We start from the raw sequence: 12,976 nt of genomic DNA, 5'->3' as shown, positions 1-12,976 counted from the left end.
TCATCTCCTGCTACATCGAAATGCTATATATCTTTTCGATATATAGCAAGAAAATGCCCCTCCTGCCTACCCGCGAACTATGGCCCCTCTTCGTGGTTCCTGCTATCCTTCAGAATTAACTGTTGATGAAACGTCCGCGGAGCACAATCCGCGCAGTGATGGAGTATTTTTCATTTATGGCAAAGAGCGTCAATAAAGTCATTCTTCTCGGCAACGTAGGCAAAGATCCAGAGATGCGCGCGACCCCGGGCGGCACCATGGTAGGAAATTTTTCCATCGCAACCACGGAACGCGCGAAAGATCCGGCCGGCAACTGGACGGATAAGACCGAGTGGCACAACCTTGTGGCCTTCGGAAAAGTTGCCGAGATCATCCGCGACTATGTCAAAAAGGGTTCGAAGCTTTACGTGGAAGGCAGCCTGCGCACAAGCTCCTGGGATGACAAGACCAGCGGCCAGAAGCGTTATAAGACCGAGATTGTGGTCAACGATATCTCCCTGCTCAGCGGACGCGGCGAGGGCGAAGGTGGCGGCAGCTATACCCGCTCCGGCAGTACGGCCTCCTTCGATCAGCGCTCCTCAGCACCCGCCGAAGATTACGGCCAGTCAGCCGAAATCACCGACGACGATATCCCCTTCTAAATTCCCGGCAATCATCGGAGTGGATGCACGCAGCATTCACTCCGTGACTTCCAATCTTGCCGAATCCCCAAAGCGATTCCTCTCATATGTCCTGTCTCTGCAGTCAGGACCGCTTGCAAGAACATACTCCAAAGGCATAAGTTGATTTACTAAATCGATTAATCGGTCTTTATTCGAGCTGCCTGGAGAACTCTGCATGAGGAAAAATTTCGGTGCTGGCCTTCTTGGCCGGTTGACGCTGCTATCGATGGCCGTCGCCTGCATTCCACCCTTACACTCTCAGCAGTACAAATACCCGTTTCAGGATCCGAAGCTGCCGATGGAAAAACGCATCGACAGCATCCTCTCGCTGATGACAACGGAAGAAAAGATCGACTGCCTCGGTGTGCCCACCGCCGTGCTGCGCTTGGGGATACCGAGCTACGGCGGTTCCGAAGGCATTCATGGAGTCGTCCAGCGTGGCGGCGGAAAAGCGAATCGCCCCCCGATCCCAACGACGCAGTTCCCTCAGCCTCCCGGCATGGGAGAAACATGGGACCCGGCGCTTGTGCAACAGGCAGCAGCGGTCGAAGGACACGAGGCCCGGTTCATTTCGCAAACAACAAAATATGACCGCCAGATTCTCATGCTCTGGGGGCCGCAGTCCGATCTCGCGCGCGATCCACGCTGGGGCCGCAGTGAAGAGGTCTACGGCGAGGATCCTTTCTTCAACGGAACCATGGCCGTCTCCTTCGTGCACGGACTGCAAGGCAACGATCCTAAGTATTGGCAGGCCGCCGCCTTGCTCAAGCACTTCCTTGCTAACAGCAACGAGGAAGGCCGCACGCACACCTCGTCCGACTTCGATGAGCGCCTTTTCTGGGAATACTATTCAGTTCCCTTTCGCATGGCGTTTCTCGACGCCGACGCAAAGGCGGTCATGGCCTCCTACAACGCATGGAATGGCACGACCATGGCCATCAACCCCATCCTGAAGAGCATTCTGGTGAAGCAATGGGGCGTCGATATTCTTTCCAGTGATGGCGGCGCAGTGACAGATCTTGTGACCCAGCGCCATCTCTTCCCTTCGCAAAAAGAAGCAGTGGTCGCCTGCCTCAAAGCCGGAATCAACCAGTTCCTCGATACCTACAAAGACGAGACGAAAGCCGCGCTGAAGGACGGCTCCATCACAGAGAAAGAACTGGATGACCTGCTGCGACCGAAGTTCCGCATCACCATCCGTCTCGGGCTGCTCGATCCGCCGGAGATGGTCCCCTACTCCACGGTGAAAGATTCGCCCGAGCCCTGGAACACCGATGCCGACAAATCCGTTTCAAAGAAGATGGCTTTGGAGTCCGTAGTTCTGCTGAAGAACGAACAGAATCTTCTCCCGCTCAGCAAATCCATCAAGTCCATCGCCGTCATTGGTCCGCTTGCCGATTCTGTTCACTGGGATTGGTATGGCGGCAAGCCTCCATACGCCGTAACACCGCTTGCTGGAATCAAGGAAGCAGTCGGCTCCGGCGTCGCCGTCCACTATGCCGCGAGTGAGCTTGGTAATGAGGCAGTAAAAGCTGCGCGCGAATCCGATGCCGCCGTCGTAGTTGTCGGCAACGATCCAACCTGCGGGCCTGATATGGCGCATGACTGGGACAACGTGCACCATGACGGCTCAACGCTTCCCTGCTCTGCTGCCGGCGACGGACGCGAAGGCCGCGATCGTGACAGCATCTCGCTCGGCGAGCAGGAGCAGCTTATCAAACAGGTGTACTCGGTGAATCCGAAGACGATCGTCGTCCTGGTATCGAGCTTTCCCTACGCCATCAACTGGACGCAGGAACATGTGCCGGCCATCCTGCATATGACGCATGCATCGCAGGATGAAGGAACCGCCATCGCACAGGTGCTCTTTGGCGATTACAACCCCGGCGGCCATCTGACCACAACCTGGCCGCAATCACTCGATCAGCTGCCGCCGATGATGGATTACAACATCCGCCATGGCCGCACATACATGTATTTCAAAGGCAAGCCGCTCTACCCGTTCGGCTATGGCTTGAGCTACACAACCTTCAGCTATTCCAACCTGAAGACAAGCTCGCCCAACCTGGCAAAGAACAGCACAGTTACCGTAAGCGTCGACGTGAAGAATACGGGCGATCGCGCCGGAGACGCCGTCGCCGAGCTTTACATCAAACATCCTCACTCGAAAGTGGAGCGGCCGAACGAAGAACTAAAAGGCTTTCAGCGAGTGAGCCTTAACCCCGGAGAAACCAAAACCGTACAGATTCCCTTGAAGGCAGACGATCTGCGGTATTGGGATGAAAAGCAGAAACAGATGGTGCTTGAGAAAGAGCCAGTCGAGGTCATGATCGGCGAATCCTCGGCAGAAATAAAACTGCAGGCGAATATTCATATTCAGTAAAAAGCCCGTCATTCTGACGGCCGAAAGGAGGGTAGTTCTTTTAAGAGCTACCCTATCCGTTCCTTACCGAATGTTCTGTAACTGTTAGCCAGGAAAATAGAGCCGTCATTCTGAGCGCAGCGAAGAATCTCAAACTAGCTTGGTTGGGGATTCTTCGCCTCCGGCTCAGAATGACGACTTTTGTGCTTTGGTTCTTAACGTTACTGCGCTTCGGCTGGATGCAACACGCGATAAGTGCTGCCTCCATTCGACCACACCAGAATCAACGCATTTTCACCCACTGGCACGCTCGACATGGCATCGGCAGCTTCGCTCGCCGAATGCACGGGCTTGCGGTTCACCTGCTGAATAACGTCTCCCGGTTGCAGCCCGGCATTGTCCGCAGGGCTTCCGGATTTCACGTCCTGGATAACAGCTCCAGTTACGTTCGAAGGCAGTTGCAACTGTTGCCGGACCGAAGGATTAATGTCGCCGACACTCACGCCCCATTTTGCCTTGCCCTGTCCCGGAGTAGCGGCTTCCTTCGTCTGCGCTTTGTTCATCGATTCCAGCGTGACGGAAACATCCATGCTCTTGCCGTCACGAATCACACCGAGCTGAATCGTGTCGCCGGGCTGTTTCTGTCCCGTCACCATCTGCAGCTCTCCGGCATCGCTTACCGGTTTGCCGTCGAGCGTCGTAATCACATCGCCCGTCTTGAGCCCAGCTTTCGCTGCTGGCGAGTCTGCCGTTACATCGCTCACCAACGCACCGCTGGCATTCTTCAGGTTGAAGAACTTCGCATTGTCGGGAGTGACGTCCGAAATCGAGATGCCCATGAAGCCGTGCTCCACCTTGCCGTACTTCATCAGCTTTTCCACAGTAGGCTGAACAATCTGCGTCGGGATAGCAAAGCCCATTCCCGAGAAGGTGCCTGAAGGCGAGATGAGAAAGGTATTGATGCCGATCAGCTCTCCGTGAGAGTTAACCAGCGCGCCACCCGAGTTGCCCGGATTGATCGCCGCGTCCGTCTGGATGAACCCGCCCGGCTTCCGACGGTCCGATGCAGAAGGATTCGGGCGATTGAGAGCGCTGACAATCCCGCGCGTTACGGTAAACGTGAGTCCATAGGGATTGCCGAAGGCGAGCACGGTCTGGCCGGGCTGCAGCTTCGACGAGTCGCCCCACGGCACGCTGGGCAGGTTGCTCGCATCGATCTTGATCACTGCGAGATCGGTCAGAGGATCGGCGCCGACAAGTTTCGCGGGATAGATCCTGCGATCGGTCATCGTGACGCGGATGTCGGTTGCTCCCTGAATGACGTGGTTGTTGGTTACGATGTAGCCATTCGGCGCGATGACGACTCCGCTGCCTTCTCCATGCTCAATGCTCGGCCCCTGAGGCTGATTGGGCATATTGAAGAATTGTCCAAAGGGCGAGCCCTGACCGAAGAACTGCTGCATTTGCTGTTGCTTTTGATCCTGCTGATCGTCGTCTGCGTCTTGCGGTCCTACCTTTGCCGTGACGGTGACATTGACGACTGCGGGCCGGACGCGCGCCGTGAGCGTTTCCATCGCCTGATCCAGCGAGGCCAGCGCTCCGATGCTGCTGTCATCAAGCGGCGCGGCGGCAGGAGCCGGCGCGGGCCAGCCGGTGGCCGCGGATGCTGTCCGGGACACCTCGTACGCGCCAAAGGATACAACAGCCGTAGCAGCGATGACCGGCACAACGAGGCGCCGCGTAAGTATGGATTTCAGTCTTGCTCGATTCATTTCTTACTCCCTCTTTCTAACTAAATAATTAGTTGTTAAAGTCAAAATTTTTTAGATTGTTTTCCCCATGATTTGGGCCTGTGCCGGGGCCATCAGCACAACATGCCACACCTGAATTTGCCAGCCTGTTTCTGATCTTCGAGACATCTCCATCTGCGTCTGGCTAGCTTGCGTCATCCTTGGTTGCAGTGATGCACTCTGGAATTCTGCATAGACTCCAGGTTGCATCTCAAACTCCACGGTTTGGACAAAGAGCAGCGTTGGAGCCATCTGTTTATGCTTCTGAATCGCGCTTGCCAGGATGACTGAAGGCTTCAATTCTCGCGGAGAGCTGTTCGCCTTTACCGTGGCTGGATTCACAGCAGCGCGTCGATTATGGTGACTCGGTTTCTTTGCCATTGGAACCTGGCTGACAGGCGAGCTCACGCGAAACGAAGCCGGGACCACTTTGGGTGCCGGCAGGCGATCTGCTGGAATAGTCGATAGATCGGTATTGTTCACCGTTGCCGTAATGCCCACCGGCTGGAAAACAACCAGTTTGGGAGTCCACAGCAGAAGCCCAACGCAGCCCAGAGAGAAAATGGCCGCCATTCCCGGCACAAGCTTCGCAACCCGTGTGGTTCCAATGCGGCGTGAATCCAGAATCCGGGCGATTCTCAACGAAGCTTCATGTGCCCGGTGCACAGCCGCCTGTGCCATCGCCCATCCGCGCTGGGCGCAATTCTTTTCGAGCAGATCTACCAGGCAGCTGGCATAAGCGCGGGGATTGCCGGTCTTTGCCAATACAGCATCGTCGCAGGCCATCTCGCGCTCCAGAGTGAGTCGAGAGTCGATCCACCAGACAGCGGGATGGAAGAAGAAGACCGCACGCACCAATTTCTGCAGCAGGTTCGTCCAGTCATCGCGGCGGCGCACATGTGCCAGCTCGTGGATCAAAATAATTCTCAGCTCATCGGGAGAAAGTTCGCGGAGTGTCCACGAAGGAAAGACGATCATCGGCTTGAAGAAACCGATAGCCGTCGGCACCCGAACCTCGGTCGATTCGCCAATGATGACTGGCCTGTCGGATTCTTGAAGCGCTTTTTGCAGGCTGCTGTCCAGCAGCGCCGGATCGACGACTTTGCTGCTTTTCCGAATAACTCGTACCTGCCACAAGCCGGCAATCAGCCTTGCCATCGCCAGGCCACTTCCGATCATCCAGAAGATCGAAATCGGCAGTATCCAGAAAAGCGGAATGGCGGCGTGCGAATGTGCGCTAATTGGCGCGATAAATGCCCTTTTTTGCGCTAATATCGAGCTGAAAGCGCTCCAAAAAGGCAGACTTATCACGGCAAATAAGGCCGTAATCCAGACAGCAAAACGGGTCCCGGCGTTCTGACGACCGACCACTCGTAACAACAGCCACGCGAGGAACGCGATCAGCAAGCCTTCAGGCAGCGAATTTGCTACTCTTTCGACCGAAATATGCGCCATTTGAAGTGCTTTTTGCAGCAAAACCCAGCTCATTTTTCGCTGCTCCGATCCAGCATCTGGCGAAGACGCGCTAACTCTTCGGATGAAACTCCTCGATCTTCCAGGAGATTCAGCACCAGATCTTCATGAGAATTGCTAAAAAAACGGCTTACAAGATGGCGAATTTCCGACCGGGTCGCTTCCTTTTGCTCGACGAGCACTTCGTATATATGAGCGCGTCCGTCTTTAGAATGTTGCACATAGCCCTTCTTTTCCAACACCCGGATGGTAGTCAAAACGGAGTTATAGGCTAATGCTGGTTTTTCTGTAAACGAATCGAGAATTTGCTGAACGGTGCCCGAGCCTTTCTGCCAGAGCACATTCATGATGCGCAATTCGGCCGCTGTGAGCGTTTCTGATGGCTTTCGGGGCACTTTTATCTCTCCGGCACTCTTTTTGACGCAGCAGCTTTTAAAAAGTAACTAATAATTTAGTTGCATGGAGGAAATTTTGCAATTGGTTCGCACGAGAGCAGCGAAAGCTGCTCTCGAAGTCTTGCTTATTCAGTACTTTGCCAGTTCTGCGATCGCTCTATAAATATGCTCGGGCTGTGGCAGGATGACGTCCTCGAGCTGCGGCTGGTAGGCCACGAAGGTATCCATAGCAGCTACGCGCTTTACTGGTGCGTCGAGATATTCGAACAGCTCATCGGCGATGCGTGCAGCGATTTCGGCTCCATAACCCCAGCTCAGCATATCTTCGTGGGCTACGATGACGCGGCTGGTCTTTTTTACCGACTCGGCAATCGCTTCCCAGTCGTAGGGGCTGAGGGTGCGAAGATCGAGAATCTCCACTTCTATGCCGTTCTCGCGCTGCGCTTTTTGCGCGGCTTGCAGAGCGCGAGGCACGACGGCTCCATAAGTCACGATGGTGAGGTCTTTGCCTTCGCGAACCGTTTTGGCCTTGCCGAAGGGGATCATGTAATCCGGACCCGGGTAGACGGCGCGGCCATAAGTTTCGCGGTAAAGACGTTTGTGCTCCAGGAAAAGAACGGGGTCGTCGCAGCGGATGGCCGTGCGCAGCAGACCGTTGGCGTCGAGCGCATTCGATGGGAAAACAACGCGCACACCCGGCGTATGCGTGAATATGCTTTCGCCGCTCTGAGAGTGGTAGATAGAACCTCCGGTCAGATACCCCCCCACGGGGACACGGATGACCGCGGGCGCTGAATAGGTTCCGTTGGAGCGCCAGCGCATAAGGCTCAGCTCATTGCGGAATTGATGTATCGATGGCCAGATGTAGTCGAAGAACTGAATTTCCACGACCGGCTTCATGCCTCGCACGCCATAGCCGACGGCGCGGCCAACAATGTTTGCTTCCGCCAGCGGTGAATTGAAGACGCGGTCGCTGCCGAACTCGGTCTGCAATCCGGCAGTCAATTTGAAGACTCCGCCTTTGCCCTTGACCAAACCTTCCCGGAGATATTCTTCGCGACTGCTATCGGCAACGTCTTCGCCATAGACGACGATGCGCGGATCGTGGCGCATCTCGTCTTTCAGGCAGGCGTTGATGAGGTCGGCCATCGTGCGTTCCTGCGCATCTGCGGTTTGAGCAGGGCTGGTTTGCAGTTCCGGGCGAGTGGGGTCGTAATCTTCGGAATAGACATGAAGCGGGATGCTCGCCGGTTCAGGAAACGGAGAGCGTAGAGCCCGTTCAGCTGCCTGACGGACCTCTTCATCTACCTGCTTTTCCAGGCTATTGATGGCGTCGGCGTCCAGAATGCCTTCGCGCAGAAGAAACATCTGCATTTTCTGCAGCGGATCGCGCAGCGAATCGGCGTCGAGCTCGCTTTTTGGCCGGTACAGACGATCATCGTCGGAAAGCGAATGGGAATATGGGCGAATGACATGGCCGTGTACAAATGCCGGACCGTTGCCGGTGCGGCAATAGGCGACGGCTTCCTCAAAAACGCGAGAACTTTCGATGGGATCGGTGCCATCGACTTCGGCAAAGTAGAAGTTTGGAAAATTAGCTACCAGCTTCGAGATATTGCCGCCCGGCGTGTTTACTTCTACCGGAGTCGAGATGGCATACCCGTTGTCTTCAACAACAAAAAGAACGGGAAGTTTCTGGTTTGAGGCGGTATTCAAAGCTTCCCAGAATTCTCCCTGGCTGGTCGAGCCTTCGCCTAGCGAGGTGTAGACGACTTCGTCCCCGTGGAAGGTCACATCTTTGAATGCGCGATAGTCGTCATCGTGCTTTTCCGCGGCTTCAAGATGGCGGGAAAAATAGCGCCCGGCCTCGGCGCAGCCGACAGCGTGCAGGACCTGGGTTGCAGTCGCGGAGGATTGGGAGACGATATTCAGCTTTTTGTTGCCCCAGTGCGAAGGCATCTGGCGTCCACCGCTGGAGGGATCGGCGGCGGCTCCCACAGCCTGCAAAAACAACTCCTCCGCGGTACTTCCCAGAGCGAGGCAGAGGGCGCGATCACGATAATAAGGAAAGAACCAGTCGTAGCCCGGTTTCATGGCCAAGCCAGCGGCAACCAGCAGAGCTTCGTGGCCGGCACCGGAGATCTGGAAGAAAATTTTCTGCTGCCGCTTGAGCAGAATTTCGCGGTCGTCGGTGCGACGCGAAAGGTACATCAGGCGGTACATCTCCACAAGGCGCTCCGGGTCGAGCCCGGAATCCGCACTTGTCTTTCTCTCCTCTGCGCCGCGGACGGCTGTTTTGGCCATACAGAAAACCCCTAATCGTTGCCATAATCGTCGTCTAACGCAGGCGACAGGTGATTGTACAGGTTCGTGCCAGCGCTGTGTCAGCAACGAGCAGGCATTTTTACCGGCAGCCGGCCAAGCCTCTGAAGGCAGGAACGGACTGCATATCTATTGTAGAAAAACACGGCCGACCTCGCCATGCCGAAGCTACCAGACAGGTACGAACCAGGAAATGGCATCTTATGGCAGCGAGCGTACGTTGACCATCGTTTCTGCAACGTGCTCTAATGCAGCGTTTTGTGACGATTGTGCGTCGAAATACTCCGGAAGAGGTTTCCAGTGTTTTCTATTTTCCAGATCGTCACAAGGTCTGATACGGTTCTGGTTCCGGAAGATTCAGCCGGAATAACAAGCACGAGCCGTGATGGCAATTTTCTGGAGGGATGTTGAATGTTGTTTCTCTGCACGCTGGCTGCATGTTTCTGGCAGGCAAATGGGTCACCTTATACAAGTAACGAAGGTCTTTATCTTTGGATCGCGCTGGCAACCGGCGTTCTTGGCCTGGTTGCGGCACTGATCTTCGCGCGGTCAGTTCTGGCCTCAGATACCGGGACCGTCGACATGCAACGCATCTCGGATGCTATCCGCGAGGGCGCGGAAGCCTTTATGCGCAGGCAGTACGGAACGATTGCGATGATAGCCGCAGGACTTGCCATTATTCTTTATCTTGGCTATCACCTCTCCCCTTTCACTGCTCCTTATGCGAATAAAGTCGTTATCAGCTTCCTGATCGGCGCAGCCTGCTCGGCCTTTGCCGGGCAGACTGGTATGTGGGTTTCCATCCGATCGAACATCCGGACAGCCTCAGCGGCCCGCAGCAGCCTGGGCAAGGCATTGCAGATCGCACTGCGCGGCGGCGCGGTCACCGGACTCATCGTAGTGGCGCTCTCGCTTCTGGGCGTTGGCACCCTTTTTCTCGCTTTCGGAGGATTGCATCACCCGCAGCAGGTTCCCTTCCAGCTTGTCGGCTTCGGCTTCGGCGCGTCGCTGGTAGCGCTCTTCGCCCAGCTCGGCGGCGGCATCTTCACCAAGGCCGCCGACGTGGGCGCCGACCTTGTGGGTAAAGTAGAAGCCGGAATTCCGGAGGACGATCCCCGCAACCCCGCCGTCATTGCCGACCTTGTTGGCGATAACGTGGGCGATTGTGCAGGCCGCGGCGCGGACATCTTCGAATCCACCGCAGCGGAGAACGTCGGCGCCATGATTCTCGGCGCGGCACTTTATCCGGTCTTCGGCATCAAGGGCATTCTCTTCCCGCTCATCGTGCAGGCGATCAACCTTGTGTCCAGCATTGTCGGCGTCAGCATCGTGCACAGCAAGGAAGACGAAGACCCGATGCACGCCCTCAACCGCGGCTACTATGTGACTTCGCTCCTCGCGCTCGCCGGTTTTGCGGCCGCTGTCCACTTCATGCTGCAGGATCGCTGGTGGCTGCTTGGCTCCGGCATCTGCGGCATCATCACGTCGTTCCTCTTCGTCCGCATTACGGAGTATTACACTGAGACGCGCTTCCGCCCGGTACGCTCGATAGCGCAGGCATCGACCACAGGCCCGGCAACGAACATCATCAGCGGCCTCGCCGTAGGCATGGAAACACCCGCCGTACCCGTTCTCGTCATCGGCGCTGCCCTGCTGCTCAGCTACTATTTTGGTGTGCGCGGTCTCGCCGATGTAGGCACAATTTCCGACTACTCAAAAGGTATCTACGGCACAGCCATTGCAACCATGGGCATGCTCTCCTCGGCGGCCTACATCCTTGCCATGGACACCTTCGGCCCTATCACGGACAACGCAGGCGGCATCATCGAGATGAGCAACCAGCCCGAGAATGTCCGTGAAAAGACAGACAAGCTTGACGCGGCTGGAAACACTACCAAGGCCCTCACCAAGGGCTATGCCATCGGCTCGGCATCGCTCGCGGCCTTCCTGCTCTTCTCCGCCTATCTTCAGACGATCCACGACATCGTAGGCCAGCGTTTAGCAGCCGCTGGCGAAACCCTGTCGCCCTCGTGGAGCTTCTCGAATGTCAACCTTGCCTCGGTGCCCGTCTTTGTCGGCGCGCTGCTGGGCGCGATGCTTACCTACCTCTTCTCGTCCCTGGCCATCAAAGCCGTGGGCCGCGCCGCACAAACCGTCATTCAGGATGTTCACCAGCAGTTCAAGGAAAATCCCGGCATCATGGAAGGCACGTCGATGCCGGACTACGGACGCTGCGTGCGCATCGTGACTGGCGCGGCGCTGAAAGAGATGGTGCTGCCGGGTGCGCTGGCCGTGGCGATGCCTCTGGCCGTCGGCGTTATCTTCCGGCACTTCAGCCCATCCTTCAACCTTAGAGAACTGGCCGATTCTCCGATGATTCACGGCGTTCCGATAAACCTGAGCGGAGCCGAAGCCGTAGCTGGCCTGCTGATGGTCGGCACCATCTCCGGAATTCTGCTGGCGATGCTGATGAACAATGGCGGCGGCGCATGGGACAACGCCAAGAAGTTCATTGAGACCGGCCAATACGGCGGTAAGCGATCAGAAGCTCACAAGGCGGCGGTTGTCGGCGATACGGTCGGCGATCCGTTCAAAGACACTGCCGGACCGTCGCTGCATGTGCTCATCAAATTGCTTGCCACTGTCACACTGGTGCTGGCTCCATTGTTCGTCTAGCCAATCACGGCATCCGAAAGCAGGCCGGCTCTAAAAGCCGGCCTGTTGCGTCCGAGGTTTCATAGAATCTCTGATATCGTGCCTGCTAATGGGTTCTTTTTTCAAAAAATCCGCAGACACCTTCAAGCCCGCAACACGGCAATACTACAAATACGTCCCCTTTAGCAGATTGTGGTCTCTGTACGCCGCCGTATTCTGTCTGTTCGCCGTCACAGGCTTTTTTGGAGACATGCTCAGCCTGGGCCACATGCCCTACGCCATCGCAATTCTCAATGCCGTTTGGAGCGGGCTTGTCGCTCTGATGTACCTTCATATCGGTACACGTCTCAGTCCCCGCTATTTCATCGGTGCGACTCTATTACAAGTTCCCATATGGGTGGGATTTGGCCTCACTGTTTCTCTTCTTACAACGCATTTCCATTTGCAACCGGTGTCCACCGCTTCCGGTATTCACTTCGCCGCAATTGTCATGTTGGTGCTGGTGATCGTTTCTTACATGCTGTTCATACGCTTCCTTCGCGGAGAAGGCCGCGAAGCATTCCGCGTCCGCAATGAACTCGAGCTGGCTCACGGCATTCAGCAAACGCTGGTACCCCCTATTGAACTGCGCACTGCGAACTTTGAACTCTATGGGCGTTCCGATCCAAGCGATAAGGTTGGCGGTGATCTCGTGGATGCTCTGCTGCTCGAAGATGGCAGCACGGTCGCCTATATTGCTGATATTGCCGGCCACGGATTGCAGGCTGGGATCCTTATGGGGATGCTTAAGACTGCGGTACGCACGGTTCTGCTCGATGCGCGCCCTGTGCAACCAGGTATGGTTTTGCCTGTTCTTATGGACCGGCTGAACCGCGTGCTACCGGGAGTGAAGGAGCCGCAGATGTATGCGACATTCGCAGGCTTCAATCTTGAACCGGATGGAAGCGTATTTTATGCGCTGGCCGCCCATCCGCCGATCCTGCATTACCGGGCAAATGCGGCGAAAGAACGGGCGAGAGAGATTTCTGTTGAACAATTTCCGCTCGGCCTTCTGCCTGTCACCGGCTTTTCCTCAGAATCCACCACAATGGCCAGCGGGGACATACTCATTGCGGTGACTGACGGCATTCTTGAAGCCTGCAATGGTGTGGAAGAGGAATTTGGTCTTGATCGTTTGCAGAATGTGATCGCTGCGCACGCCACGGGCAGCCTGCCTGTGCTGGCAGATGCGATACTGAGCGCCGCCCGCGCTTTCGGCAAACAAGCGGATGATCAGACGCTGCTGCTGATTCGCCGACTGTAGCTATTCGATCCGAA

Annotated in this window: 8 protein-coding genes; 4 read left to right on the top strand and 4 right to left on the bottom strand. The window is 56.1% G+C overall.

The annotated features are described in order from the left end of the window. Positions 1-176 precede the first annotated feature (176 nt). The gene (locus GSQ86_RS19260) at positions 177-641 is read left to right on the top strand and encodes a single-stranded DNA-binding protein (RefSeq protein ID WP_158751816.1); all 465 of its coding nucleotides are present in this window, start codon (positions 177-179) and stop codon (positions 639-641) included. Positions 642-837: 196 nt separating this feature from the next. After that, on the top strand, positions 838-3,045 hold the full coding sequence (locus GSQ86_RS19255; RefSeq protein ID WP_254062497.1) for a glycoside hydrolase family 3 C-terminal domain-containing protein: 2,208 nt from the start codon (positions 838-840) through the stop codon (positions 3,043-3,045). A 200-nt stretch (positions 3,046-3,245) separates the two neighbouring features. Here the strand turns inward: GSQ86_RS19255 and GSQ86_RS19250 are convergent, their stop codons facing one another. The 4 genes from GSQ86_RS19250 to GSQ86_RS19235 all read right to left on the bottom strand — a co-directional run bounded on the left by GSQ86_RS19250 (position 3,246) and on the right by GSQ86_RS19235 (position 8,986). Further along, the gene (locus GSQ86_RS19250; RefSeq protein WP_158751815.1) at positions 3,246-4,796 is read right to left on the bottom strand and encodes a Do family serine endopeptidase; all 1,551 of its coding nucleotides are present in this window, start codon (positions 4,794-4,796) and stop codon (positions 3,246-3,248) included. Between the two features lie 51 nt (positions 4,797-4,847). After that, positions 4,848-6,302 (bottom strand): M56 family metallopeptidase, encoded by a 1,455-nt coding sequence (locus GSQ86_RS19245; RefSeq protein WP_158751814.1) that lies wholly within the window; start codon positions 6,300-6,302, stop codon positions 4,848-4,850. After that, positions 6,299-6,682, bottom strand: coding sequence for a BlaI/MecI/CopY family transcriptional regulator (locus GSQ86_RS19240; protein ID WP_158751813.1), 384 nt, complete (start codon positions 6,680-6,682; stop codon positions 6,299-6,301). Before GSQ86_RS19240 ends, GSQ86_RS19245 begins: the two co-directional genes overlap by 4 nt. Positions 6,683-6,811: 129 nt before the next feature. After that, positions 6,812-8,986: a thiamine pyrophosphate-dependent enzyme gene (locus tag GSQ86_RS19235; RefSeq protein ID WP_158751812.1), complete on the bottom strand. Its 2,175-nt coding sequence runs from the start codon at positions 8,984-8,986 to the stop codon at positions 6,812-6,814. 429 nt (positions 8,987-9,415) lie between these two features. On the opposite strand from GSQ86_RS19235, the gene GSQ86_RS19230 reads away from it, so the two are divergent. Next, complete coding sequence (locus tag GSQ86_RS19230; RefSeq protein ID WP_158751811.1) at positions 9,416-11,680, top strand: sodium-translocating pyrophosphatase; 2,265 nt, start codon at positions 9,416-9,418, stop codon at positions 11,678-11,680. Between the two features lie 88 nt (positions 11,681-11,768). After that, positions 11,769-12,962: a PP2C family protein-serine/threonine phosphatase gene (locus GSQ86_RS19225; protein ID WP_216841215.1), complete on the top strand. Its 1,194-nt coding sequence runs from the start codon at positions 11,769-11,771 to the stop codon at positions 12,960-12,962. Positions 12,963-12,976 lie beyond the last annotated feature (14 nt).

The sequence above is a fragment of the Acidobacterium sp. S8 genome (assembly GCF_009765985.1).
Taxonomy (GTDB): domain Bacteria; phylum Acidobacteriota; class Terriglobia; order Terriglobales; family Acidobacteriaceae; genus Alloacidobacterium.
This window is presented reverse-complemented; position numbering and strand designations above follow the sequence as displayed.

Coding starts and splice junctions, on each gene's coding strand:
- GSQ86_RS19260 (WP_158751816.1), top strand. CDS start 177: ATGGCAAAGAGCGTCAATAAAGTCATTCTTCTCGGCAACGTAGGCAAA.
- GSQ86_RS19255 (WP_254062497.1), top strand. CDS start 838: ATGAGGAAAAATTTCGGTGCTGGCCTTCTTGGCCGGTTGACGCTGCTA.
- GSQ86_RS19250 (WP_158751815.1), bottom strand. CDS start 4,796: ATGAATCGAGCAAGACTGAAATCCATACTTACGCGGCGCCTCGTTGTG.
- GSQ86_RS19245 (WP_158751814.1), bottom strand. CDS start 6,302: ATGAGCTGGGTTTTGCTGCAAAAAGCACTTCAAATGGCGCATATTTCG.
- GSQ86_RS19235 (WP_158751812.1), bottom strand. CDS start 8,986: ATGGCCAAAACAGCCGTCCGCGGCGCAGAGGAGAGAAAGACAAGTGCG.
- GSQ86_RS19230 (WP_158751811.1), top strand. CDS start 9,416: ATGTTGTTTCTCTGCACGCTGGCTGCATGTTTCTGGCAGGCAAATGGG.
- GSQ86_RS19225 (WP_216841215.1), top strand. CDS start 11,769: ATGGGTTCTTTTTTCAAAAAATCCGCAGACACCTTCAAGCCCGCAACA.